The sequence below is a fragment of the Nocardioides panacisoli genome (assembly GCF_039537325.1).
GTDB lineage: Bacteria > Actinomycetota > Actinomycetes > Propionibacteriales > Nocardioidaceae > Nocardioides > Nocardioides panacisoli.
Genome location: NZ_BAABAH010000004.1, coordinates 45,335 through 68,351 on the forward strand (window position 1 = coordinate 45,335; position 23,017 = coordinate 68,351).

Consider the following 23,017-nt stretch of genomic DNA (forward strand, 5'->3'; position numbering starts at 1 on the left):
CCGGCTCGGATCAGAGACCGAGGTCCTCGGCGCGCCGCACAGCGGCTCGACGGCTGCTGACGCCGAGCTTGGCGTAGACGCTCTTGGTGTGCGTCCGCACCGTGTTGAGCGAGAGGACCAGTCGCCGGGCGATCTCGGGTCCGCTCAGGTCGGTCGCGAGCAGCCGGAGCACCTCGCGCTCGCGGTCGCTGAGCGGCTCGACCAGTCCATCCGGGGCGCGGCGGTCGAGGGATGTCTGACCGAGCGCTTCGAGCAACGTCCGAACGTAGCCGCTCGTCGTCCGACCCGCAGCGGCGACCGCCGTCAGCAGCTCGGCCATCGGGCTTCCCTCGTCGACGAAGACGCCGACGTGACCTTCCTGCTCCGCGAGCGCGAGAGCGCGCTCCAGGGCAGCCAGGGCCCCGGCACGGTCGCCGCGCAGCTGTCGAACGCGCGCTCGCAGCACCAGGATCTCGACGATCGCGCTCTGACGACCGCCAGCCTCGGCAGCGTCGAGAAGGCGGGCGAGCAGGCCGTCCGCGTCGTCGAGCACGGTCTGGGCGCGGTCGGCCTCGAACTCCGCGATCAGGGCACGTGCAAGCGTGACGTGCTCGTACTCGCGCACGTAGGTGAGCGTGTCGCTCGGCGACAGCTCCTGGCGGCCGGCCCAGGACCGGACCTCGCTCAGCCGGCCCTGCTTGATCCAGACCCGGGCCTTCACGGCCGGAACCGGCCGAACCCGGGGAGAGAAGTCACCGACATAGACCCGATCCGCCTCGTCGAGCAGGTCGAGCGCTGCATCGAGATCGCCCTCGGCCTCACGCACCTGTGCCATGGCCACCCGCCAGCGGTACCGGTTCTGTGGCAGGCCCTTGTGCTCGCCGAGAGCCTGACTGCGGGCGAGATCCTCCCGCGCGGCCGCGAGGTCGCCGCGTGCGTAGTGGATCGCGCTCATCGCGACGTACATGTCGGCTGCTCCACGCGGCAGGGCGTCCAAGATCCCCGCGAGACGGAGGGCGTCCCGGTAGGTGCGCATCGCGTCGTCCAGCCGGCCCCAGATGACGAGGACGTCGCCGACCGTGATCGCGATGCCCATGACGTCCGCCACGTGGCCGGCCCGCTCGAAGGTGTCCAGACAGGCGACGTACGACGCATGCGTGGTCTCGAGGTCGCCGTTCGCCCAGGACGCCAACCCGATGAGCGCAGTCGCGGCGCCGAGGGCGAGCAGGTCGTCCTCGTCGCGCAGCTCGAGCGCGCGCCGAGCGTGGACCACGGTCGTCTCGCTGTCGCCCTGCGCCAAGGCGAGCCCGGCGCGGTAGACCGCGGTCCAGGTCGGGAGCCGGCCGAGCTCCAGCTCGTTGACCGCGACCATCCCGTCTGGCCGGCCGTCATCCGCGCGAGCGATCGCCTCCTGCCAGTACTCGGCATCGTGGAGTCGAGCCTCCACCCCGTCCGTCTCGGCAGTGCCCAGCCGGGACCCGGCGTAGGCGACGCAGAGGACCGGGCGCATCCGGACCACGTCGTCGGGTAGCGCCTCCAGCCACCGACGGAGAAGCGGCTCCTGGCGATCCCGGCGAACCGCGGCGAGATTCAGCTCCACGAGATCGGCCGCTCGCTGGACGTCGCCCCCAGCCATCGCATGGCGGATGGCCTCCGCGGGCTCGCCGTTGTCGGCGTACCAGCCGCTCGCCCGCTGGTGCAGGTCGGGCACCAGCTCAGGACGCTCGTCGAGCAGTCGCGCCTGCAGCACGTCGGCGAAGAGGTGGTGGTAGCGGTACCACCGGCGCTGGTCGTCGAGAGGCACCAGGAACAGGTTGCCGCGCTCCAGCTGCAGCAGCATCGACCTCCCGTCAGAACCAACGGCCACGGCGTCGCACAGTGATGCGGACATCCGACTCAGGACCGAGGTCTGGAGGAGGAACTCCTGCACCTCGCTCGGTTGTCGCTGGACCACCTCCTCGACGAGGTAGTCGACGACATAGCGGTCGTCTCCGGCGAAGCCCGCGATGAAGGCGGCGGCGTCGTCGCGACCCTGCATGGACAGTGCGGCGAGCTGCAGCGCCGCGATCCACCCTTCGGTCCGGCCCTCCAGCGCCGCGACGTCGGCGGCGGTCAGCTGGAGGCCCATCGCGTCGTTGAGGTACGACGACGCCTCGTCGGCCGTGAACCGCAGATCCGCGGCCCGCACCTCCACCAGCTCTCCGCGGGCGCGCAGCCGCGAGAGCGGAAGCGGCGGATCGGCGCGGCTGGCGATCACCAGGTGGAGCTGAGGCGGCAGGTGGTCGAGGAGGAACGCCATCCCATCGTGCACCTCACGCGACTCGATGACGTGGTAGTCGTCGAGCACCAGCACGACGTCGTCGTCCACGGCAGCCAGGTCGTTGAGGAGCGTGGTGAGCACCGCCTGCACGGGCAGGGCCTGCGGGTCCTGGAGGAGGTCGAGCGCAGACGCCCCCATCGATGGGACGAGGCTCCGGAGGCCTGCGATGACGTACGTCCAGAAGTGGGCAGGATCGTTGTCGCCGGCGTCCAAGGAGAGCCAGGTCGCCGAGCCGCGTTCTCCGCCGACCGAGCGGCCGGCCAACCACTCGGTGAGAAGCGTTGTCTTGCCGAAGCCGGCCGGCGCGGAGACCAGCACCAGCTTCGACTGGATCCCGCGGTCCAGCCGCTCGCTCAGACGCACCCGCGGCACCCGTCCCTTCCGGGGGCGGGGAACGTAGAGCTTGGTCTCGAGCACGGTCACGGGGATGACGGGCTGCGGCTGCGCGCGCATGATGGACCGACTCTAGGTTTGCTTCTCGGGCCAGGTGACCGCTTCGGCGACGGGAGGCGCAAGTGACTGCGACCCCACCGAGCGAGCGGCGCGTCGGGTGGGGCTTCGTCACGTTCTACGCCTTGGCATTCCTGGGCACCTGCCTGGTCCTGATCGCTCCTCTCCTGGTCACGCTGGCCCTGAAGGTCAACTCTCTGGTCGGCATCGAGGCCGCACCGCGGAACCTCTCACTCGTGACCGGGGTCGGCGCCCTGGTCGCCATGGTCGGCAACCCGTTCCTCGGGAAGATGAGCGATCGCACCACGTCACGCCTCGGAATGCGGCGCCCCTGGATGGCGATCGGACTGCTCGGTGGTTCTCTCGGCGTCCTGGTCGTCGCGCTGGCAGCTGACGTCTGGGTCGTGCTGATCGGCTGGTGTGCCGCCCAGCTCTTCTTCAACGGGCTGCTCGCCGCCCTCGTCGCGGTGCTGCCGGACCAGGTCCCCGGGTCGCAGCGCGGCCTCGTCTCCGGTGTGCTCGGCGTCTGCCTGCCCATCGCCTCGGTGAGCGGCACCTATGTGGTGCAGCTGTTCAGCGCCAGCGAGCTGGCGATGTTTCTCGCGCCCTGCGCCATCGCCGGGGTGCTGATCGCTCCGTTCGCCGTCCGGTTGGACGACCGGAGGCTCGCGCCGTCTGACCGCCCTAGGTGGTCGCTGCGCGAGTTCCTCGGCACGTTCTACGTCGACCCTCGACGGAACTCGGACTTCACGTGGGCCTTCGTGAGCCGGTTCCTCTTCGTCACTGCTTACGCCTTCCTGGTCACCTACCAGGCGTACTTCCTGATCAATCGGCTCGGGAGCGACGAGGCGGAGATCCCGGGCTTGATCTTCCACAGCACGCTCGTCCAGTCGGCAGGGGTGGTTGGCGCCTCGTTGATCGGGGGCAGGCTCTCCGATCGGACCGGCCGGCGCAAAGCGTTCGTCCTGACCGCTTCGGCGACCTATGGAATGGCGCTCCTCGCCATCGCGAGCTCAACCGATCTCGACAGGTTTCTCGTCGGCATGGCCCTCGCGGGTCTCGGGTTCGGTGTCTACGTGGCGGTAGACCTCGCCCTCGTTGCCGACGTACTGCCCGACGACTCCAGCACTGCCAAGGACCTCGGCGTGTTCAACATGGCCGGCGCTCTGCCGTTCTCCGTGGCGCCGGCGGTCGCACCGACCGTCTTGGCGCTGGGCGGCGGCAGCTACGGCGTGTTGTACGCGGTTGCCGGTCTCTGCGCCTTGCTCGGAGCGCTGGCGATCCTTCCCGTCAGGCGCGTGCGATGAGCCGGGCGCGCAGGCGGTGCAGCCGCGGCATCAGGCCATAGATGACGATCGGGACGGCGATCGTCGCCAGGACGAACGTCCTCGGGACCGTGGAAAGATCGGCCAGCGCGTCGTTCAGCAGCAGGTTGAGGCCGATGAGGGTGGGCACCACGGCGAGCCAGATCATCAGGGCGAGTTGGTGCTTGGTCGGCGGCGGGACCGATGTTGCGCGTGCGTTGTCGTCCATGGTCGTGCTCCTTCGTCGATGGTTCAGCGGTCGGTGGTACGGGAATTCCGCACCGCCTGGCGGACGTCTTCGTCCACGAGGTCGTTGTTGATGGCGATGGCGGCGGCAGATCCTTCGCCCGCGGCGGTGATCACTTGTGCCCGGGGGTTGGCGGCGTTGCCCGCCACCCAGGCGCCGCGGACGGACGTTCCACCGGTGTTGTCGATGACGGGCCAACCGCCATCGTCTGTCTCACAGCCGAGCGCGGTCAGCAGGTCGTTGTTCGGGATGAACCGAGGCCGGACGAACACCGCGGACCTGGCAATCGTGCGGCCATCCTGCAGCTCGACGCCTCTCAGCGTGTCGTCCTCGACGACCAGACGCGCCACGGGCGTGTCGACGACGTCGATCCCGCGGGCTTCGAGCTGCTCGCGCTCCGGGGCGGTCAGGTCGCCGCCATGGGTGAAGAGCACGACGTCCGGTGACCACTGGCGGATGATCAGCGCGTGCTGGACGGTCTCGGGGCCCGGGCCCAGTACGCCGAGTGGCAGATCGTGGACCTCGTAGCCGTGGCAGTAGGGGCAGTGCAGGAGGTCGCGTCCCCAACGGTCCCGAACCCCTGGGACGTCGGGTAGCTCGTCCCGCAGCCCGGTGGCGAACAGCACCCGGCGGGCGCTCAAGGTCTCGCCGCTTGCGAGCTGGACCGCGAATCGGGACGCGTCGAGCCGCCGCACCTCGGACACCAGGCCCCCGACCAGGTGACCGCCGTACTGCTCGACCTCGCCGCGCCCGGCGGCGACGAGGTCGCGCGGTGGCATGCCGTCGCGGGACAGGAAACCCTGCATGTGCGCAGCGGGGGCGTTGCGCGGTTCGCCGCTGTCCACGACCGCGACTCGGCGCCGGGCCCGGCTCAGCACCAGGGCCGCCGACAGTCCGGCCGCACTTCCGCCGATCACGATGACGTCGTACTCGTTGGGGTCGTTCACCCCTCCAGGTTCCGTCGAGCGCCGCATGAACGGCAACTACTGTTGCCAAACCCGGGACGACGGAGTGAACTGGGCCGATGAACGCCACTCCGATCGCCGAGGCCCTCGACCTGGTCGGGCCACGGCTCAAGCGGATTCGAACTCAACGAGGGGTGACCCTGACGGCGCTGTCCGAGGCGACGGGGATCTCCAAGAGCACGCTGTCCAGGCTCGAGAACGGCCAGCGCCGCCCGAGCCTCGAGCTGTTGTTGCCGCTCGCTCACGCGCACCGACTGCCGCTGGACGACCTGGTCGGCGCACCCGAGGAAGGCGATCCGCGGATCCGGCTCAAGCCGAGGCGCGTGAACGGTCGCACTGTCATCCCGCTGACCAAACAGCCCGGAGCCGTCCAGGCGTGGAAGATCGTCATTCCCGCGACCCAGTCGAACCCGCAGCCACGGACCCACGATGGCTACGAGTGGTTGTACGTCCTGACCGGGCAGATGCGCCTCGTGCTCGGCGACCAGGAGCTCGTGCTGGGACCGGGTGAGGCCGCCGAGTTCGACACGACGCTCCCGCACTGGTTCGGCAGCACGGGCGACGGCCCGGCCGAGGTCCTGAGCATCTTCGGCCGCCCGGGTGAGCGGATGCACGTCCGAGCGGAGGCGGAGGATCGCGCGTGACGAGTCGCCCGCGCGGCTAGGGTCGGCCCGTGACCCGGCGGCGACCCTCTCCTCTGGCACTCGCGGCCGCCGGCTACGTCGCGCTCCAGGCCGGGAAGACGGCGGCGGCGCTGCGGGCTGCGGGACGGGCGCCGGCGGCCGTGGAGCCGAGTCCCGGGAGGCTCGCGCGGGTGGTCGTGGCCCAGCCGATCCTCAGCGGTGACCCGGGCCTCGAGGACGCGCTGCGCGACAACCTGCTCGCCCTCGAGGGCGCGCGGTTCTGCTGGCTGGTGGACACCGACGACCCGGAGGCACAGCGGGTGGCCCGGAGGCTCGCGGCCGACCTCGGCCGGGCCGACGACGCCACGACGGTCGTCGAGGTGGTCCTGTGCGAGCCGGCTCCCGACGGGACCAACCCGAAGCTCTGGAAGCTCCAGGCCGCGCTGGACGGCTGCCGCCCCGACGACGTGCTGGTCGTGCTGGACGACGACACCCGGCTCCCGCTGGCCAGCCTCGGCGCCCTGCTCGGCGGGCTCGACCGGGCCACGCTCGCGACCGGGCTGCCGGCGTACCTCCCCGGCAGCACGCTCTGGGCCCGGCTCGTCGAGCAGTTCGTCGACAACAACGCCGCGGTGACCTACCTGCCGATGGAGCCGGTGACCATCAACGGCATGACCTGGGCGATGCGGGTCGCCGACCTCCGGGCGATGGGCGGGTTCGGCCCGATGCTGCGCAGCCTGACCGACGACCTCGCCGTCGCCGGGCGGGTGCTGGACGACGGCGGCACGATCTGCCAGACCGCGTCGCCGCAGTGGCTGACGACGACGGTGCCGACGGGCGGCCACTACGTGCGGCTGATGCACCGGTGGATGCTCTTCGCGACCGTGCTGCTCCGTCGCCAGCCGCTGTCGAAGGTCGCCGCCATCAGCACCCTGCACGGGACCCATCCGCTGCTGCTCTGGACCCTCCTCCTCGGCACGGCACGGACCCGCCGCCCGGGCCCACTGCTCGCGGTGCTGACGGTGCGGTCGCTGCTGCTCGAGGTCGTGCAACGACGGATCCACGGACGCTCGCTCCAGCGGCCGGTGCTGTCGGTGGTCTCCGAGCTCGCCCAGCCGGTCCACCTCGGCCACGGCGCGCTGCGGCGCACGATCACCTGGCGCACCCATGTCTACCGGGTGCACGCCGACGACCGGTTCACGCCCGTGCCCGAGCCGGCCCGATGACGCTCCCGCTCCAGGTGCTGGTGCTGACCGGCCAGAGCGACCCGCGCAGCTGCGCGCTGTCGCCGGCCCAGCACGCGTTCCTCGACGCGCTGCCGCTGACCGAGGAGGCGAAGGTCCGGCTGAACTTCCCGTACGACGACGCGACGCCGCTCTACGCCCCGGTCCCGCTCTGGCTCGGCAGCCTGCGCCACGCCGCGCTCGCCGTACGCATCCGGCGGGCGGGCTGGGCCGCACGCCACCGCGCCGCGGTCGCCGGCCGCCTCGAGCGGGCCGACCGCAGCCTCGTCCTGGCCGGCAGCATCGGCCTGGACCTGCTCGGGCGGCTGGACCTGCCGGCCACGCTGCTCGACAGGCTCGTCGTGGTGGCGTACGGCGCCGTCGCGACCCGCCCGCCGGCCTGCCGCACGATCCGGGTCGGCAGCCGTCACGACCCGATGGCGCGCTGGTGGCCGAGCGACGTGTACGTCGACGGCGGCCACCTGGACTACCTGGCGCAGCCGGAGCTGGCCGCGGTCTGCCGCGACCTGATCGCGGAGCTGACCGGTCCCGGGGTCCCGACGTGAGGGTGGACCTGGTCGCGCCGCCGATGGCCGGCCACCTGCATCCCGCCCTCGGCGTCGCCGCCCGCCTTGCGCGGGAGCCCGGCGTCGACGTACGCGTGATCAGCACGCCGGGCGCCCGGGCGGCCGTCGCCGCCGCCGGCGTGCCGGGGCTCGCCGTCCTCGACGGCGCGGACGCCGAGGTCGAGGCGATCGTGAACCCGCCGTACCCGATCGGCAGCAACCCGGTCCGGCTGTCCCGCCAGTTCAGCGCCGCGCTCCGGCTGCAGGCGCGGTTCCAGCGCGAGCTCGCCGGGATCTGGGCCGAGCAGCGCCCGGACCTGGCGATCGTCGACTTCACCCTGCCGGCCGCGGGCTACGCGGCGGAGGCGGCCGGTGCCGGGTGGTGGACGCTGCACGCCTCGCCCTGCGCGATCGAGGCGACCAGCGGCCCGCCCGCCTACCTCGGTGGGCTCCGCCCCGGCACCGGACCGCTCGGCCGGGGCCGGGACGCCGCCGGCCGGCTGCTGACCCGCGGCTTCAAGCGCTCGGTTCACCTCGCGACCCGGCGCCGGCTCGCCGCGCTGGGCGTCACGGGCGCCTACCGCGCCGACGGCAGCGAGGCCGCCTACTCCCCCGACCGGATCCTCGCGCTGACCCCCGAGGCGATCGAGTTCCCGCGGCGGCTGCCGCCGTCGGTGCGCTACGTCGGCCCGGTGCTGCACACGCCGCCGACCACCCACCCCGTCCCGGAGCTGACGTCCGGGCGCCGGCACGTCCTCGTCACCGCCGGCACCCACCTGCCCTGGCACAAGCAGACGCTCCTCGACCTCACCGCCACCGCCGCCGCGGCCCTCCCGCACGTCGACCTGCACCTGAGCCTGGGCACCGTCGAACCCTCACTTCGAGCACCTCGAACCCTCACTTCGAGCCCCTCGAACCTGCACATCCACCCGTACGTCGACTACGCCCGCGACCTGCCCCGCTTCGACGCGGTCGTCCACCACGGCGGGTCGGGGGTGCTCGGTCACACCCTCGCGGCCGGGCTGCCCGCGGTGGTGCTCCCGGTCGACTACGACCAGTTCGACCACGCCGCCCGGCTGGTCGCCGCCGGCGTCGCCGTCCGCCCACGGAGGCAGGGCGACCTCGCAGCCGCCCTCCGCACGGTGCTCGACGACCCCGCCTACGCCCGGGCAGCCGCCCGGATCGCCGCCGGCATCGCCGCTGCGCCCGCCGTGGACCTGATCGCCGCCGAGGTCCTTCAGTTCGAGAGCGCGGCGCCGAGGTCGCTGCCCGGCAGCACCGGCACGTAGAGCCGCGCGCCGTCCGACCCGCCGAGCCGCACCGTGTGCAGCGCGGGGAGGGAGGGCATGGATGCCGCCGAGGTGCCGACGATCTGCACGCCGATCCGGTGCCCCGCCTCGAACTTGTTGCCGACCGGCCACAGCTCGACGTGGTAGCGCCGCGCCACGAGCGGCTTCGCCGGGTCCTTGTGGCTGTAGTCGCCGTACGGCTCCACGATGTCGCCGTCGGCGTCGATGCGGGACTTCCCGGCGACCACGCCGGGATAGGACGTCGAGAGGCGTCCGACGGTGAGCGGGTGGTTCGTGCCGTCCGGCGCCACGTCGGTCAGCACCACCCAGATGCCGCTGTCCGGCGTCGTCGTGGACAGGGTCAGGTCGAGCGAGAGCGGGCCGGCGAGGGTGACGTCCTGCCGCAGCGGCGCCGTCCGGAAGCTCAGCCCGGTCAGCCCGGCGAGGTCGGACTGGGTGAGCAGCGGCAGCGCTCCGGTGAGCGCGTCGAGACCGGCGGCACCGACCAGCGCCATGTTGGGCACGTCGGTCATCGTCGGGAGCGTCGGCACGGTGGCGTACGACGCCGTCGAGGCGCGCGCCGCCGGGGTCTCGCTCAGGGCGTGGCCCGCGCCGAGGTAGAGCGTGTCCCAGTCGGTGCCGGGCACCGGCCAGTCGGTGGCGTCGTAGGTCGTGTAGTCGCCGTGCAGGTAGTCCTCCCGGTCGCCGACCGGCATCAGCAGCTGCACCCGCGGGTGCTGCTCCACGCCGTTGTCGACGCCGCGGACGTAGTGGTCGAGCCAGGCGGCCTCCTCGGCCGCACCGCCGTCGGTGCCGGCCGGCGAGCCGTCATGGCCGCCGGCGAGCAGCAGGTGCGCGCCGTCGTCCTTCAGCGCCTGGTAGCCCTCGAACGCGCCGCGCGACTCGACGTCGAAGAACCCGTCGACCATCAGGACGGGAATGTCGTTGGCGTCGCCCCGCCACCCGCGCTGCTGCCACCAGCTGTCCAGGGTGGGGTGCGCCAGCACGCTGGTGCCGGTGGTGAACATCCCGCCGATGACGTCGAGGGAGCTCGAGGGGTCGCGCTGGAGCCGGTCGATGCCCTGCATCAGCGCCGGCGCGCCGATCAGCGCGAGCACGCCGGCGCCGGGCAGCAGGTTGAGGATCCCGCCCGGGACGAGCAGGTCGCGGTAGAGCTCGTGGGTGCCCGACTTCAGGATCGCCGCGCGGACGCACGGCAGGTGCTCGTGCCAGCTGTTGTAGAGCACGATCGCGCTCGCGGAGAACCCGTTGAGCGCCAGGTCCCCGTCGCTGAACGGCTGGTGGCACGCCCAGTCGAGCACCTCGGCGACATCCTGCTGGCTGCGCGGGCCGAGGGCGTCGAAGGAACCGTCGCTGTCGCCGGTACCGCGGATCTGGACGAGCAGGTAGTTGTAGTCCGGCCCGACCGTGAGCGTCTGGCTGTTGTCGCCGTACGGCGAGAACTCGACCACCGTGGGCCGCGGCTGCACCGGCCCGGTGCTCGTCAGCGTCGTCTGCAGCTCGACGCCGTCGGAGGCCGTGAACCGCTGGTCCACGACGACCGGCGCGGGCGCGTCGGCGGGCACGGCCGCGGACGCGCGCGGCACTGCCGCGAGCGGAGCCAGGAGCACGGCGAGGGCAATTGCCAGGACTCGCACGGGCTGAGCATTGCATGATGAGCCATGACCGTCACCGGGATTCCGCACGAGGTGCGGGTCGGCGACCCCGATGATCACGCCCCGCTGGTCGACCTGTGGCTGGCCCGCATCCCGTCACTGCGCCGCTCCGAGGCGGAGTTCGGCTTCGTCAACCGGGACAAGGCCAGGTACTTCCACCTGCGGACGGCGTACGTCGGCGAGGACCTCGCCGGCTGGGGGATCTCCGCCCACCCCTCGATGTTCCCGCCGGACTTCGCCCTCGTGAACGTGGTGGTGGCGCGCGAGCATGCCGGGCGCGGCATCGGCCGGGCGCTGTACGACGAGCTGCTCACCACCGTGCCTGCAGCGATCACGCTGCTCGGCACGGCCGTCGCCGACGACGATCCCGAGTCGCGCGCGATCGCGGAGGCCCACGGGTTCGCCGTCACCCAGCACGGGATCAACTCCGAGCTCCGGCTCGTCGACCTCCCGGAGCCGGTCCCGGTCCCGGGCCTGACCTACGAGGACGTCAGCGACCTGGTCTTCCCGGACGAGGACGCCGTCGAGGCGATGCTCCAGGACAGCCAGACCAATCCCGAGGCTGCCGCCGGGATCCGCCAGTCGCTGCCGATGTTCCGGCGGTTCCAGGAGACGCAGGACTTCCTCGCGGTCCTCGCCCGTCTCGACGGCGCACCGGCCGCGATCATCACCGGTGACATCGACGACGGCGTGCTGTCCATCCACTACACCGGCGTCGGCCAGTCGTTCCGCGGGCGCAACATCGGGCTCGCGCTGAAGCAGTACGCGCACCGGCTGGCGGCCGAGCGCGGCGCGACGGCGAGCTACACCACCAACGAGGAGGGCAACGCCGGCATCCGCCGGGTCAACGCGAAGCTGGGTTACGAGATCGTGGGCGGCGCCTACCGGATGCGGCGGGCCTTCCCATGACCCCGGGTTTCGCTCGGGACCGTCGACCCGGCAGTCTTTTCCCATGACGTGGGGCAAGGTGGCGCCGCCGGACGCACTGGTCGAGCTGAGCGAGATCGTGTCCGAGGCCGACGGACCGCTGCCGCCGGCGCGCGTGCTGCCGCTGCTGCGCCAGCTCGCCGACCAGATCGGCGAGGGTCCCGCCGACGCCTTCGGCTTCGCGACCGTCGCCTACCACGCGCTGACGGGGATCGACCCGTTCGCGGAGGGCCCCGACCGGGCGCGTCCGGTGACCGACGCGCTGCCGGGCTTCCCGGACGCCGCGGGGGACGCCCTCATGCTGGCGCTCTCGCCCGACCGGTCGGCGCGGCCGGCCCCGGGCGCGATGGTCGCGGCGCTCGACGCAGCCTGGCCGGCGTACGACGAGCCCGCGACCGAGGAGCCCGACCGAGCAGCCGACGACGCCGATGACGAGGAGCCCCACGTGGCCGAAGCGCCCCGCCCGCAGAGCCCGCAGGGTCCGCAGACCAAGGCCGAGTTCCAGCAGGCGATGCGCGACCTCGTCTCTCCCCCGCGCGCCGTCCCCGAGCTGGGCACCGTCGGCGAGGGCGAGGCCCTGCCGGAGGCGATCTTCGACCCCGAACGCCCCAACCGGGACCGGCGGCGCCGCCGGTCGGGCCGCCGGCGCCGCCGCCCGTCGTCCGGACGGTAAAGAACCCGGCGTTCCGCCGCGGACGACCGTGCGGCGGTCCTAGATTCCTCGCCAGGGAGGGAGCCCCGACGAGGTGCACCCATGGCGGACGACGACCACGAGCAGGCGGAGGACGCAGCAGCGGAACCGCCGAACGAGGAGGGAGCGGCTCCGGCGGCATCAGGGGAGCCGTTGGAGCCGAGCCTCCTCCTCGAGGATCCGCCGCCCGTCCCGGTCCGGCGGCCGCTCGCGCGCAGGCTCGGCCGGTACGTCGCCGCGGTCGGGCTGCTGCTCGTCCTGACCGGCGTGGTGGCCGGGGTGCAGATGCTCGGGCTGCTCTGACCCGTGTGTCAGGGCGCGAGCCGCTCGCGGACCCACTCCCCGCCCTCCCGGCGGTAGCGCAGCCGGTCGTGCAGCCGGCCCGGCCGGCCCTGCCAGAACTCGATCGCCGCCGGGCGCACGCGGTAGCCGCCCCACTCCGCGGGCACCGGCACGTCCTGCCCGTCGAAGGCCCGCTCGGCGTCGGCGTACGCCGCCTGGAGCTCCTCGCGGCCCGCGACCACCCGCGACTGGTGGGAGGCGTGCGCACCCAGCTGGCTCCCGCGCGGCCGGGAGGCGAAGTACGCCGCCACCTCGGCCTCGGGCAGCGGCACCGCGACGCCCTCGACGCGCACCTGCCGCTCCAGCGGGTGCCAGGGGAACAGCAGCGCGCACCTCGGCTCCGCGGCCAGGTCGTCACCCTTCCGCGACGCCGTGTTGGTGAAGAACGCGAAGCCGTCGTCGGTGACGCCCTTGAGCAGCACCATCCGCGCCGACGGCTGCCCGTCGGGTGAGACGGTCGCGACCACCATCGCGTTGGGCTCGTGCAGGGCCGCCGCGCCCGCGTCGGCGTACCACCGGCGCCAGAGCGCCATCGGGTCGGCCTCGGCGTCGGTCTCCGCCAATCCCGCGACGCCGTACTCCACCCGCAGCGCGGCCAGGTCCGAGGGGTCACCAGGCATGGGCGCAACGTACCTCGTGCGGCAGAATGCCCGGGGGCCCAAGAGAAGCCGGCGCCCACGAGACATGAAGGAGTCGCGGATGCCCGAGGTACACGAGGGACTGGAGGGCGTCATCGCCTTCGAGACGCAGATCGCCGAGCCCGACAAGGAGGGTTCAGCGCTGCGCTACCGCGGCGTCGACATCGAGGACCTGGTCGGCCGCGTCCCGTTCGAGAACGTGTGGGGCCTGCTCATCGACGGGTCCTACACGCCGGGGCTGCCGCCGGCCGAGGCGTTCAACCTCCCGTTCCACACCGGCGACGTCCGGGTGGACCTCCAGTCCGCGATCGCCGCGCTCGCGCCGGCGTTCGGCTTCAAGCAGACCTACGACAGCACGCCCGAGGAGGTGCGCGAGGACCTCGCCCGGGCCGCGGTGATGGTGCTCTCGTACGCCGGCCAGTCGGCCCGCGACATCCACCAGCCGATCGTCCCCCAGCGCGAGGTCGACAAGGGCGAGACCCTCGCCGAGAAGTTCCTGATCCGGTGGCGCGGCGAGGCCGACCCGGACCACGCGACCGCGATCGACGCCTACTGGTCCTCCGCCGCCGAGCACGGCATGAACGCCTCCACGTTCACGGCTCGGGTGATCACGTCCACCGGTGCCGACGTCGCGGCCGCGCTGTCCGGCGCGATCGGCGCGATGAGCGGCCCGCTGCACGGGGGCGCACCGTCCCGGGTGCTCGGCATGATCGAGGACGTCGAGAAGTCGGGCGACGCCCGCGCCTACGTCAAGAAGCTGCTCGACTCCGGCGAGCGGCTGATGGGCTTCGGCCACCGGGTCTACCGCGCCCAGGACCCGCGGGCCCGGGTCCTGCGGCGCACCGCCCGCGAGCTCGGCGCGGTGCGCTACGAGGTCGCCGAGGCGCTCGAGGAGGCCGCGCTCGCCGAGCTCCGCGAGCGCCGGCCGGACCGGGTGCTCGAGACCAACGTGGAGTTCTGGGCCGCGATCGTGCTCGACTTCGCCGAGATCCCGCCGCACATGTTCACCTCGATGTTCACGTGCGCCCGGACCGGCGGGTGGTCCGCGCACATCCTCGAGCAGGTGAAGACCGGCCGGCTGATCCGGCCGTCGGCGATCTACACCGGCCCCGCCAGCCGCCCGGCCGACTCGGTCGACGGCTGGAACCCGCGCTGGGCCGACTGAGCCCTGCCGGCCGCCGTGGCCGGCGCGGTCAGCCCTCGGTGGCGCTGTGCCTGCCCGGCGGCGCGGTGGCCTCCGGGTCCAGGCGGTCGGCTTCCCGGAGCTGGGCGTCGAGGGCGGTGCGGTCCTCCTGGACCTCCGCCCGGCGCTCCCCGGCGACCTGCTCGAGCCGGTCGGCCTCCGCGCGCATCCGCTCGGCCTCGGCCTCGGCACCCTTCGCCTCGGCCTCGCGCCGCCGCAGCTCCGGCGAGACCTGGGCAGCCTCGGCGCGGATCTCCGCCGCCCTCGCGCGGCCGACCTCGCGCTTGCGCTTCATTGCCAGCGCCACGAGCGCGACGAGCACCACCAGCACGACGACGGCGATGACGATCCAGATCCAGGTGTCCATGAGCCCTCCCTTGTCCTGGGAGCGCGGTAACCGTTCCGCGGGCCGGCAAACCTGCAGCGGCCGAAGCCGGCTGCAGCCCGGGCTCAGACCCGCTTGCCGAAGCTGCGGGACAGCTCGTTGCCGCAGTAGTGCCCGAAGCCCTCGATCGGGACGTAGCCGTGCCCGGTGTAGAGCCCGATCGCCTCAGGCTGCTTGAGCCCGGTCTCGAGGACGAGCACGTCGTGGCCGGCCGCGATCGCCGTACGCTCCAGCTCGGCGAGCACGACCTTGGAGAGGCCGCGGCCGCGGAGCTCGGGCACGACGTACATCCGTTTGATCTCGGCCGGCGAGGAGCCGCCGAGCGCCCGCACCGGAGAGCGGCGCCAGGCGCCGGTGGCGACGGGCACGCCGTCGAGGTAGCCGACCAGGAACAGGCCGGCAGGCGGGTCGAACGCCTCGGCCTCGACCGGTCCCTCGTCGGGCCCGCCGTAGCGGTCGACGTACTCCTGCTGGACGCGCGCGACCAGCGCCGTCGCGTCGGGGTGGGCGTACGCGACGGGGCGCAGGGTGAGCTCGGCGAGCGGGGTCGTGTCCATGGGTCCTGTCTCGGGGCGCAAGCCGATTGAACAGCGTCCGGAGCGGGCTGTCACACTGGTTTCCTGACAGCGCCGTCAGCTCCCTGAAGACTCGTGATGAGAAGGTTGCAGCATGACCGACGCGCTCCGGATCCCCGACGACCTCAAGCCTCTCGACGGCCGCTTCGGTGCCGGCCCGTCCAAGATCCAGACCGGCCACCTGGACGCGCTCGCGGCGACGGGCTCGGAGCTGATGGGCACCTCCCACCGGCAGGCGCCGGTCAAGAACACGGTCGGCCGGGTCCGCGAAGGCCTGGCGGCGCTGTTCGACCTGCCGGACGGCTACGAGGTCGTGCTCGGCAACGGCGGCGCCACCGCGTTCTGGGACATCGCGACCTTCGGCCTGATCGAGCAGAAGTCGCAGCACCTGTCCTTCGGTGAGTTCTCCTCGAAGTTCGCCAAGGCCGCCGAGCAGGCTCCGTGGCTGGACGCGCCCTCGGTGATCAAGAGCGAGCCGGGCTCGCGACCCGACCCGGTCGCCGAGGCCGGCGTCGACGTCTACGCCTGGGCGCACAACGAGACGTCGACCGCGGTGATGGCGCCGGTCGTGCGGCCCGAGGGCACCGACGCCGGGTCCCTGGTGCTCGTCGACGCGACGTCGGGCGCCGGCGGCCTGCCGGTCGACCTGACCCAGGTCGACACCTACTACTTCGCGCCCCAGAAGTGCTTCGCCTCCGACGGGGGCCTCTGGATCGCGCTGATGTCGCCGGCCGCGCTCGAGCGCGCCGCACGCATCGCCGCGTCGGACCGGCACATCCCGGCGTTCTTCGACCTGCCGACGGCGATCGACAACTCCGCGAAGAACCAGACCTACAACACCCCCTCGGTCGCGACGTTGTTCCTGATGGCCGAGCAGCTGGACTGGATGAACAGCGAGGGCGGCCTCAAGGGCATGGTCGAGCGCACCACCGAGTCCTCGGACGCGCTCTACGGCTGGGCCGAGCGGACGGCGTACACCACGCCGTACGTCGCCGATCCCGCTCACCGTTCGCTGGTGATCGGCACCATCGACTTCGACGAGGCGATCGACGCCGCCGCCATCGCCGCCACCCTGCGCGCCAACGGCATCGTCGACACCGAGCCCTACCGCAAGCTCGGCCGCAACCAGCTCCGGATCGCGATGTACCCCGCGATCGACCCCGCCGACGTCGAGGCGCTCACCCGCTGCATCGACTTCGTGGTCGAGAACAGCTGACGCCGCGCAGGTTTCCCAAGGGATGCAGGAAAGCCTGCGCTCCCCACGCCGTACAACCCGTGGGAACCGCGGGTTTCGGTACATCCCTTGGGGAACCTGCAGCGCTCACAGCCTCGAGCGGACCAGCTCGTACGCCGGCCGGCCGAACGCGACGATCCTGGCCAGCTCGACGTCGGTGGTCGAGGTTCGGAGCGTCTCGAGAGCCGCGTCGACGGCGTCCTCCTTGGGCCAGCCGTAGATGCCGGCGCTGATCAGCGGGAAGGCGACCGTGCGCGCGCCGAGCTGGTCGGCGACCTCGAGGGCGCGGCGGTAGCAGGAGGTCAGCAGCGACCGGTCGCGCTCGCCGGCGTTGTAGTTGGGGCCGACGACGTGGATCACCCACCGCGCGGGCAGGTCCCCGGCGGTCGTCCAGCCGGCATCCCCGGTCGCCAGCCCGTCGGGGAAGCGGCGGACGCAGTCCTCCAGGACGGCCGGCCCACCGGCGGCGTGGATCGCGCCGTCCACCCCGCCGCCGCCACGCATGCCGCGGTTGGCGGCGTTGACGACCGCGTCGACCTGCTGCCGGGTGATGTCACCCTCGACGACCTCGATCTCCATGGCCCGAGCCTGCCACGCAGGCGGGTCAGGCCCGGCCGGCTCCCCGGCTGCCGCCGTCGACCACGATCGTGGCGCCGGTGGTGAACCCGCCGGCACGGGACGCGAGCCAGACGGCCGTGCCGCCGATCTCCTCCGGCCGCCCGATCCGCCCGACCGGGATGGTGCTCATCGCCAGGTCGCTGAGCTCGGACGAGCCGGTGATGAACGCGGTCATCTTGCTGGGGAACAGGCCCGGCGCGATGGCGTTGACCAGGATGCCCTCCGGCGCGAGGCGCCTGGCGTGGTGCCGGGTGAGCTGGTCGACCGCCGCCTTGCTCGCGGAGTAGGCGTAGTTGTCCATCATCGGGGCCATCAGCCCGTCGATCGACGCGATGTTGATGACCCGCGCGGTGTCGTCCCCGGTGGCGGCGCTGCGCAGGAGCGGCAGCAGACCCGCGGTGAGGTAGTGCAGCGACTTCACGTTGAGCGTCATCACCTTGTCCCACCCGTCCTCGGGGAAGTCCTCGATCGGCGCGCCCCAGGTGGTCCCGGCGTTGTTGACGAGCACGTGCAGGGCGTCGGTGCGCTCGGACACCGCGGCGACGAGAGCCTCGACGCCGGCGAGGGAGGAGAGGTCGGCGACGATCGTCTCCACGTCACCGAGCCCCGCGAGCTCCTCCGCCGCCGCGGTGAGCTCGTCCTCGCGCCGCGCGCAGATGATGACGCGTGCGCCGGCCCGCAGGAATTCGGTCGCGATCGCGAGGCCGATCCCCCGCGAGCCACCGGTCACGAGCGCGGTCCTCCCCGTCAGCGAGAACAGGTCGCTCATCGGTCTCCTCCTCGCGGCCACGGCCGCATCCAGTCCTCCACGGGCAGCGCCAGCCCGTTGCAGAGCGTGCAGATCATCCGGTACCACCCGCAGACCACGATCATCTCCATCCGCTGCTCGTCGTCGAGGAAGCCCACCCCGGCCCACGCGTCCTCGGACAGCGAGCCCGTCGCCTCGAGCTCGTCGACGGCGGCGATCAGCGCCTGCTCGTCGGGGGACCACCGCTCGTCGTCGGCGCCGCCGATCACGAGCGCGTCGCAGTCGGCCTCGCGTACGCCGGTCAGCGGCCCCCAGAACGCCGCCTGGCCGCCCCACTCGTAGGCGCACCCGACGCGGGCACAGGTGCGCAGGATGGCGATCGTGCGCTGCCGCGCCGGCAACCGGCCGTGGACGTAGAGGCTCTCCCCCAGCGCCCGGGTCCGGTCGGCGAGCCGCGGGACCCGCTGCAGGCACCGGGTCAGCAGCAGCGCGTCGTACGTCGCCTCGGGGTGGCCCCAGCGGCCGATGGCGGCCGCGTCCTCGTCGCTCCACGGCTCGGGGAGCGGCGCGACCCGGCCGATGGCTGGTGCGGTCATGCGGCGACGCTAGTTATCGGCACTAGTGCACGCAAGTGTCGGTCCGTCAGGCGGCGCGGATCAGCCGCAGGGTCGCCCGCTCGAGCACCAGCTGCTTCTCCTCCGGGGCGCCCGTGGCGCGGCGCAGCGCCGGTGCGATCGTCTTCCCCTCCTCGAATGCGTCGATCACGCGCGGGTCGACGTACGCCGACCGCGCGAGCGCGGGCGTGTTGCCGAGGAAGTCGGAGACCTCGCGCATCGCCGCCGCGACCGCACGCTTGCGCGCGGTCTTGGTGGTGGCCTTGTCGACCGCGGCACCGAGCGCGGCGGCGGCGAGCACGGTGCCGTGCCAGGTGCGGAAGTCCTTGGCCGTGGCGTCCATGCCGCTGACCTCCCGCACGTAGCCGTTGACGTCCTGAGGGGTGAGCGAGCGCCAGCCGCGGCCGTTGCGGAAGACCAGCAGGGCCGGATCCTGGGAGCTCCGGCGGCGGCGCATCCGCTCGAGCGCCTCGACGACCGTCGGGTCCGCGATCTCGACATGGTGCTCGATCCCGGACTTCCCGGTGAACTCGAAGACCATCACGTCGCCCTCGCGCCGCACGTGGCGGCGCTCCAGGGTGGTCAGCCCGAACGAGCCGTACTCCTCGGCGTACACGTCGTTCCCGATCCGGAAGCAGCCCAGGTCGAGCATCTTCACCGCGACCGCGCACGCCTGGGCCTGCGAGAGCTCGTCGGTGCCGAGGTCCTCGCGCAGCCGCTCGCGCACCTTGGGCAGCCGCTGGCCGAACTTCAGCACGCGGTCGTGCTTCAGTGCGTTGCGCTGCTCGACCCAGAACGGGTGGTAGAGGTACTGCCGCCTGCCGGCGTCGTCGGTGCCGACCGCCTGCAGGTGCCCGTTGGGGTACGGCGAGACCCACACGTCGCGCCAGGCCGGCGGGATCACCAGGTCCTTCACGCGCTGCGCGTCCTCGGGCGACAGCCGGTCGCCGTGCTCGTCGAGGTAGACGAATCCGCGTCCGGCGGCCCGGCGGGTCCAGCCCGGCTGGTCGGGTGAGGTACGGCGCAACCGGGGCACGCCACCCCGGTACCCACGACGAACCGGACCAAGCGGGAACCGGACGCGTGTGCCGGCCGTCCCAAGCGCATGACCTCCCGCGTCCGCGTCACCGTCGCCGCCACCGCCCTCCTCGGCATCGCCGGCCTCACCGGCCTCACCGGCCTCACCGGCTGCTCGTCAGGCAGCGGCGGGAACGACTCGGGCGGCTCCTCAGGCGGCTCCGTGGCCGACGAGGGGTCCGCCGCGGACAGCAACGCCGTGCGCGCCGACGCGCCCGCCGACAGCGTCAAGGCGGCGTACCACGCCGAGGACACCGCCGCCGAGCCCGCGCTCATCAAGCGCGGCACCATCGGCCTGAGGTCCGACGACGTCGCGAAGGCGCGCCTCGACGCGCGGCACCTGGTCGACATCGTGGGCGGGACGGTCGACGACGAGGAGACCACCGCCGACGACGCCGGGGAGGTGAGCTCGGTGCGGATGGTGCTGCGGGTCCCGGCCGCGAAGTACGACGAGGTGACCGAGCAGCTCAAGGGGATCGCGACGCTGACCGACGCCACGAGCAGCTCCACCGACGTCCGCGACCGGATCATCCGCACCCACGTGCAGATCGGCGTCCAGCACGACGCCATCGCCCGGATCAGGCAGCTGCTGGCCCGCGCCACGAACATCGGTGACATCATCCGGATCGAGAGCGAGCTCACCGACCGGATCGCCAGCCTCGACACCCTGCGCCGTACCGCCGCCTACCTCGCCGACCAGACGTCGATGTCGACGATCAACCTCTACATCGAGAAGTCCCCGGACCACGCCGCCCCCGCGCCCGAGAAGCGGCGCACCGGCTTCATCGGCGGCCTCGACCGAGGCTGGGACGCCTTCACCGCCACCGTGGGCTGGCTCGCCGGCGCCGTCGGCACCGTCCTGCCCTTCGCCGTCGCGCTCACCGTCGTCGGCATCCCGCTCGGCTGGCTGCTGCGCCGCCGGTTCCGCTCCGGACGGACGGCCAAGCCGGTCGCGGGCTGACCGCGCCCCGCTCGGGGGCGCGCCGGCGACGAATCATCACGGTATGCAGGCGAATCGACGCATCCCGGGTGGGATTCCGCACGGGATGCGACCACTCGGCTGCATACCGTGATGATTCGTCCGCCGCCGACCTCAGCGCGGTCGCAGCGCCCGCAGCAGCACCAGGACGATGGCGACCAGGGCGCCGCCGCCGATCGCCCACGGCCACGGCGACCGGTCGTCGTCGTGCGACGTGGTGGCCGGTACGTCGTCGGCGGGCCGCGGCCCGGCCGAGGGGTGGTGCGGGTCGCCGTCGAGCACCGAGCGGATCCGATCCGGGATGGCGACCTCCAGCACCGGGCTCTCGACGCCCTCGGAGCAGACGTAGACCTTGCCGTCGGGGGCGACCGCGATGCCCTCACCCTGCTGCTGGGCGGGGAGCGTCATCTCGCCGACCTCCTCCAGGCCGGGATAGGTGTAGAAGGTCGCCGAGTCGTAGTCGCGGATCACCAGGTGCTTGCCGTCCGGGAAGAACGCCCCGTCCGTGGCGATCCCGGGCGCCTCGCCGACCTTCTTCAGCTCGTTGGTGCCGGAGGTCAGCTGCTCGGGAGCGGCGTAGATGCTGCCCATGAAGCCCTTGCTCGCGATCAGCACCTGCCCGCTCACCGGGTCGACCATCAGCGTCTCCGCGTCGTGGGCGCCGTCGGGGTACTCCAGCCGGTACGACGCCACGGCGCCGCTCAGCTCACCGCGCCCGGTCGGGACCCGGGTGATCGTGATCGAGTCGCGGTCGGCCAGGTTGTCGCCGATGTCGCCGACCCACACGTCGGTGGAGTGGGCGGCCGGCGCCAGCGCCTCGTCGTCGATCGGGTCGGCGTCCCAGCTGGTGCGGCCGACCGTCTCCCCCGTCGCCGGGTCGACCACGAACACCCGGGCGGTGTCGCCGGAGTCGTTGACGGTCACGAACAGCCCGTCCCGGACGACCAGGCCGCTGGACTCGTCGATCTCGGGATCCTGGAACGCGAAGACCGGGTGCGCCGGCCGGTCCGCGGGCGCGGCGAGCACCCCGGCCACGAACGGAGTCGCGACGAGCGCCGCCAGCAGTCCGTGCACCGGCCTCACGCCTCGGTCTTCTGGTCGCGGGGCGGGGCGGGGACCTGGTCCATGAGCTCGCCGAGCCGCGGGCTGACGTGCCACGCCGCTACCAGCTCGTCGTACTCCCGCGCCGCGTCGGCGCCCGTCCGGCCGGTCCGCACCGCGCGCAGCAGCGTGTTGCGCGGCGTGTGCTGGGAGGCGACGAACTCGACGACCTCGACCCGGTAGCCGCGCTGCCGCAGCAGCAGCGCGCGCAGCGCGTCGGTGAGGGTGTCGGCGAACCGCTCGCGCAGGATGCCGTCCCGGACGAGCGAGGAGTACGGCGCCGGCGCCTCCGTCCTCCGCAGCTGGGCGGCGACGTCGTGGTGGCAGCAGGGCGCCGCGAGCACCAGCGGTGCGTCCCAGCCGACCGCGCGGGCCAGCGCCTCGTCGGTCGCGGTGTCGCAGGCGTGCAGCGCGAGGACGACGTCCGGACGCTGAGCCAGCTCGGCGCCCTCGATGGTCCCCACGACGAACTCCGCGTCCAGCCCGAGCTCCTCGGCGACCCGGCTGTTGTGCTCGCGCGACTGCTCCTTGACGTCGACGCCGGTGACCCGGACCGGCAGCCCGCGCCGGGTGAGGTAGCGCGCCGCCGAGAACGTCAGGTAGCCGTTGCCGCAGCCCAGGTCGACCACCCGCAGCGGGTCCTCGGCCGTCGGCCGGCGGAGCCGCCCGGACTCGAGCGCGTCGGTGATGGCAGCGTCGAGGATCCGGAGGAACTCCTCGACCTGGCGGTACTTCGCCTGCCGGCTCGGCTTGACGCGCCCCTCGGCGTCCGCGAGCCCCAGCACCCGCAGCACGGGGTCGTCGCCGGGCAGCAGCCGGTCCTTCTCGCGGTCGTGGGACCGCTCGGGCGCGATCTCCGCGGCGCGGCGCTTGGTGTTGGTCACCGCGTCCAGCTTCTTCGTCACCCGCAGCTGCACGACGTCGGTGGTCGTCTCGACGTGCCAGTTGCCGTAGGGCTCGGCGAGCAGCCCGTCGACCGCCGCGGCCGCGGCGTCCCCGGCCGCGTGGTTGGACGTGTGCGCCTGAGTGGCGTCGTAGCAGGTGGCCTGCAGGTGCGGCCCCGCCTTCAGGTCGACCCAGCGCAGCTCGACCCGTCGCCACCGTGGCTGCTGCCCCTTCTGCCGCCCGCCGGCCACGGCGCGCACCAGGCTCGCGGGGTCGAGCAGCAGGCCGCGCACGCGCGCCAGCCCGTCCGCCAGCGGTTCGGTGACGCTGGCCATCAGTTGAGCAGGGCCGCGACGACCACGATCACGAGGAGTGCCA

The 23,017-nt window shown here is 72.8% G+C and carries 24 protein-coding genes; 11 read left to right on the forward strand and 13 right to left on the reverse strand.

From position 1 onward, the window contains the following. Positions 1-10: 10 nt before the first annotated feature. On the reverse strand, positions 11-2,752 hold the full coding sequence (locus ABD709_RS07645; RefSeq protein ID WP_344773965.1) for a winged helix-turn-helix domain-containing protein: 2,742 nt from the start codon (positions 2,750-2,752) through the stop codon (positions 11-13). Between the two features lie 62 nt (positions 2,753-2,814). Here ABD709_RS07645 and ABD709_RS07650 point away from each other — a divergent pair, with 62 nt between their 5' ends. Continuing rightward, positions 2,815-4,056 (forward strand): MFS transporter, encoded by a 1,242-nt coding sequence (locus ABD709_RS07650; RefSeq protein WP_344773967.1) that lies wholly within the window; start codon positions 2,815-2,817, stop codon positions 4,054-4,056. Here the strand turns inward: ABD709_RS07650 and ABD709_RS07655 are convergent. After that, on the reverse strand, positions 4,040-4,282 hold the full coding sequence (locus tag ABD709_RS07655; protein ID WP_344773969.1) for a putative antibiotic biosynthesis monooxygenase: 243 nt from the start codon (positions 4,280-4,282) through the stop codon (positions 4,040-4,042). The two genes, ABD709_RS07650 and ABD709_RS07655, sit on opposite strands and share 17 nt — an antisense overlap. Positions 4,283-4,305: 23 nt before the next feature. Further along, positions 4,306-5,247, reverse strand: a complete 942-nt coding sequence (locus tag ABD709_RS07660; protein WP_344773971.1) for an NAD(P)/FAD-dependent oxidoreductase — start codon at positions 5,245-5,247, stop codon at positions 4,306-4,308. A 77-nt stretch (positions 5,248-5,324) separates the two neighbouring features. Between ABD709_RS07660 and ABD709_RS07665 the strand changes: the two genes are divergently transcribed. Genes ABD709_RS07665 through ABD709_RS07680 form a run of 4 tightly spaced genes read left to right on the forward strand, consistent with a single transcriptional unit; the run spans position 5,325 to position 8,966 of the window. Continuing rightward, positions 5,325-5,909 (forward strand): helix-turn-helix domain-containing protein, encoded by a 585-nt coding sequence (locus ABD709_RS07665; RefSeq protein WP_344773973.1) that lies wholly within the window; start codon positions 5,325-5,327, stop codon positions 5,907-5,909. Between the two features lie 29 nt (positions 5,910-5,938). Beyond that, positions 5,939-7,114: a glycosyltransferase gene (locus ABD709_RS07670; protein ID WP_344773975.1), complete on the forward strand. Its 1,176-nt coding sequence runs from the start codon at positions 5,939-5,941 to the stop codon at positions 7,112-7,114. After that, positions 7,111-7,677 (forward strand): hypothetical protein, encoded by a 567-nt coding sequence (locus tag ABD709_RS07675; protein ID WP_344773977.1) that lies wholly within the window; start codon positions 7,111-7,113, stop codon positions 7,675-7,677. The genes ABD709_RS07670 and ABD709_RS07675 overlap by 4 nt, the downstream gene beginning before the upstream one ends. After that, entirely contained in the window at positions 7,674-8,966 is a 1,293-nt protein-coding gene (locus ABD709_RS07680) for a glycosyltransferase (RefSeq protein WP_344773979.1), read from the forward strand. Before ABD709_RS07675 ends, ABD709_RS07680 begins: the two co-directional genes overlap by 4 nt. Here ABD709_RS07680 and ABD709_RS07685 read toward each other — a convergent pair. Next, positions 8,915-10,624 (reverse strand): CocE/NonD family hydrolase, encoded by a 1,710-nt coding sequence (locus ABD709_RS07685; RefSeq protein WP_344773981.1) that lies wholly within the window; start codon positions 10,622-10,624, stop codon positions 8,915-8,917. The two genes, ABD709_RS07680 and ABD709_RS07685, sit on opposite strands and share 52 nt — an antisense overlap. Before the next feature lie 24 nt (positions 10,625-10,648). On the opposite strand from ABD709_RS07685, the gene ABD709_RS07690 reads away from it, so the two are divergent. From ABD709_RS07690 to ABD709_RS07700, 3 genes are all read left to right on the forward strand, one after another. Beyond that, complete coding sequence (locus ABD709_RS07690; RefSeq protein WP_344773983.1) at positions 10,649-11,551, forward strand: GNAT family N-acetyltransferase; 903 nt, start codon at positions 10,649-10,651, stop codon at positions 11,549-11,551. A 43-nt stretch (positions 11,552-11,594) separates the two neighbouring features. Next, positions 11,595-12,242, forward strand: a complete 648-nt coding sequence (locus ABD709_RS07695) for a serine/threonine-protein kinase (protein ID WP_344773985.1) — start codon at positions 11,595-11,597, stop codon at positions 12,240-12,242. A gap of 81 nt (positions 12,243-12,323) precedes the next feature. Further along, positions 12,324-12,563 (forward strand): hypothetical protein, encoded by a 240-nt coding sequence (locus ABD709_RS07700; protein ID WP_344773987.1) that lies wholly within the window; start codon positions 12,324-12,326, stop codon positions 12,561-12,563. An 8-nt stretch (positions 12,564-12,571) separates the two neighbouring features. Here the strand turns inward: ABD709_RS07700 and pdxH are convergent, their stop codons facing one another. Beyond that, the gene (pdxH, locus tag ABD709_RS07705; protein WP_344773989.1) at positions 12,572-13,222 is read right to left on the reverse strand and encodes a pyridoxamine 5'-phosphate oxidase; all 651 of its coding nucleotides are present in this window, start codon (positions 13,220-13,222) and stop codon (positions 12,572-12,574) included. A gap of 79 nt (positions 13,223-13,301) precedes the next feature. Here pdxH and ABD709_RS07710 point away from each other — a divergent pair, with 79 nt between their 5' ends. Continuing rightward, positions 13,302-14,405, forward strand: a complete 1,104-nt coding sequence (locus tag ABD709_RS07710; protein WP_344773991.1) for a citrate synthase 2 — start codon at positions 13,302-13,304, stop codon at positions 14,403-14,405. Between the two features lie 28 nt (positions 14,406-14,433). Here the strand turns inward: ABD709_RS07710 and ABD709_RS07715 are convergent, their stop codons facing one another. Next, positions 14,434-14,790, reverse strand: a complete 357-nt coding sequence (locus ABD709_RS07715; RefSeq protein WP_344773993.1) for a hypothetical protein — start codon at positions 14,788-14,790, stop codon at positions 14,434-14,436. A gap of 83 nt (positions 14,791-14,873) precedes the next feature. Then, positions 14,874-15,365, reverse strand: coding sequence for a GNAT family N-acetyltransferase (locus ABD709_RS07720; protein ID WP_344773995.1), 492 nt, complete (start codon positions 15,363-15,365; stop codon positions 14,874-14,876). A 112-nt stretch (positions 15,366-15,477) separates the two neighbouring features. On the opposite strand from ABD709_RS07720, the gene serC reads away from it, so the two are divergent. Beyond that, entirely contained in the window at positions 15,478-16,599 is a 1,122-nt protein-coding gene (gene serC / locus ABD709_RS07725; protein WP_344773997.1) for a phosphoserine transaminase, read from the forward strand. Positions 16,600-16,704: 105 nt separating this feature from the next. On the opposite strand, the gene ABD709_RS07730 is transcribed toward serC, so the two are convergent. From ABD709_RS07730 to ABD709_RS07745, 4 genes are read right to left on the reverse strand one after another with little or no spacing between them, the layout of a single operon-like run. After that, positions 16,705-17,196 carry an O-acetyl-ADP-ribose deacetylase gene (locus ABD709_RS07730; RefSeq protein WP_344773999.1) on the reverse strand — a complete coding sequence of 164 codons (492 nt, stop codon included), beginning with the start codon at positions 17,194-17,196 and terminating at the stop codon, positions 16,705-16,707. 25 nt (positions 17,197-17,221) lie between these two features. Beyond that, entirely contained in the window at positions 17,222-18,004 is a 783-nt protein-coding gene (locus tag ABD709_RS07735; protein WP_344774001.1) for an SDR family oxidoreductase, read from the reverse strand. After that, positions 18,001-18,579, reverse strand: coding sequence for a carboxymuconolactone decarboxylase family protein (locus tag ABD709_RS07740; protein WP_344774003.1), 579 nt, complete (start codon positions 18,577-18,579; stop codon positions 18,001-18,003). Before ABD709_RS07740 ends, ABD709_RS07735 begins: the two co-directional genes overlap by 4 nt. A gap of 46 nt (positions 18,580-18,625) precedes the next feature. Beyond that, on the reverse strand, positions 18,626-19,633 hold the full coding sequence (locus ABD709_RS07745; RefSeq protein ID WP_344774005.1) for a DNA topoisomerase IB: 1,008 nt from the start codon (positions 19,631-19,633) through the stop codon (positions 18,626-18,628). Positions 19,634-19,702: 69 nt separating this feature from the next. Here ABD709_RS07745 and ABD709_RS07750 point away from each other — a divergent pair, with 69 nt between their 5' ends. After that, entirely contained in the window at positions 19,703-20,635 is a 933-nt protein-coding gene (locus ABD709_RS07750; protein WP_344774007.1) for a DUF4349 domain-containing protein, read from the forward strand. Positions 20,636-20,767: 132 nt separating this feature from the next. Here ABD709_RS07750 and ABD709_RS07755 read toward each other — a convergent pair whose 3' ends face one another. Together ABD709_RS07755 and ABD709_RS07760 are read right to left on the reverse strand one after the other, a co-directional pair. Further along, positions 20,768-21,736, reverse strand: coding sequence for a hypothetical protein (locus tag ABD709_RS07755; protein ID WP_344774008.1), 969 nt, complete (start codon positions 21,734-21,736; stop codon positions 20,768-20,770). Then, on the reverse strand, positions 21,733-22,974 hold the full coding sequence (locus ABD709_RS07760) for a class I SAM-dependent methyltransferase (protein ID WP_344774010.1): 1,242 nt from the start codon (positions 22,972-22,974) through the stop codon (positions 21,733-21,735). Before ABD709_RS07760 ends, ABD709_RS07755 begins: the two co-directional genes overlap by 4 nt. Positions 22,975-23,017 lie beyond the last annotated feature (43 nt).

Coding starts and splice junctions, on each gene's coding strand:
- ABD709_RS07645 (WP_344773965.1), bottom strand. CDS start 2,752: ATGCGCGCGCAGCCGCAGCCCGTCATCCCCGTGACCGTGCTCGAGACC.
- ABD709_RS07730 (WP_344773999.1), bottom strand. CDS start 17,196: ATGGAGATCGAGGTCGTCGAGGGTGACATCACCCGGCAGCAGGTCGAC.
- pdxH (WP_344773989.1), bottom strand. CDS start 13,222: ATGCCTGGTGACCCCTCGGACCTGGCCGCGCTGCGGGTGGAGTACGGC.
- ABD709_RS07690 (WP_344773983.1), top strand. CDS start 10,649: ATGACCGTCACCGGGATTCCGCACGAGGTGCGGGTCGGCGACCCCGAT.
- ABD709_RS07750 (WP_344774007.1), top strand. CDS start 19,703: ATGACCTCCCGCGTCCGCGTCACCGTCGCCGCCACCGCCCTCCTCGGC.
- ABD709_RS07700 (WP_344773987.1), top strand. CDS start 12,324: ATGGCGGACGACGACCACGAGCAGGCGGAGGACGCAGCAGCGGAACCG.
- ABD709_RS07710 (WP_344773991.1), top strand. CDS start 13,302: ATGCCCGAGGTACACGAGGGACTGGAGGGCGTCATCGCCTTCGAGACG.
- ABD709_RS07675 (WP_344773977.1), top strand. CDS start 7,111: ATGACGCTCCCGCTCCAGGTGCTGGTGCTGACCGGCCAGAGCGACCCG.
- ABD709_RS07740 (WP_344774003.1), bottom strand. CDS start 18,579: ATGACCGCACCAGCCATCGGCCGGGTCGCGCCGCTCCCCGAGCCGTGG.
- ABD709_RS07720 (WP_344773995.1), bottom strand. CDS start 15,365: ATGGACACGACCCCGCTCGCCGAGCTCACCCTGCGCCCCGTCGCGTAC.
- ABD709_RS07735 (WP_344774001.1), bottom strand. CDS start 18,004: ATGAGCGACCTGTTCTCGCTGACGGGGAGGACCGCGCTCGTGACCGGT.
- ABD709_RS07760 (WP_344774010.1), bottom strand. CDS start 22,974: ATGGCCAGCGTCACCGAACCGCTGGCGGACGGGCTGGCGCGCGTGCGC.
- serC (WP_344773997.1), top strand. CDS start 15,478: ATGACCGACGCGCTCCGGATCCCCGACGACCTCAAGCCTCTCGACGGC.
- ABD709_RS07665 (WP_344773973.1), top strand. CDS start 5,325: ATGAACGCCACTCCGATCGCCGAGGCCCTCGACCTGGTCGGGCCACGG.
- ABD709_RS07715 (WP_344773993.1), bottom strand. CDS start 14,790: ATGGACACCTGGATCTGGATCGTCATCGCCGTCGTCGTGCTGGTGGTG.
- ABD709_RS07695 (WP_344773985.1), top strand. CDS start 11,595: ATGACGTGGGGCAAGGTGGCGCCGCCGGACGCACTGGTCGAGCTGAGC.
- ABD709_RS07655 (WP_344773969.1), bottom strand. CDS start 4,282: ATGGACGACAACGCACGCGCAACATCGGTCCCGCCGCCGACCAAGCAC.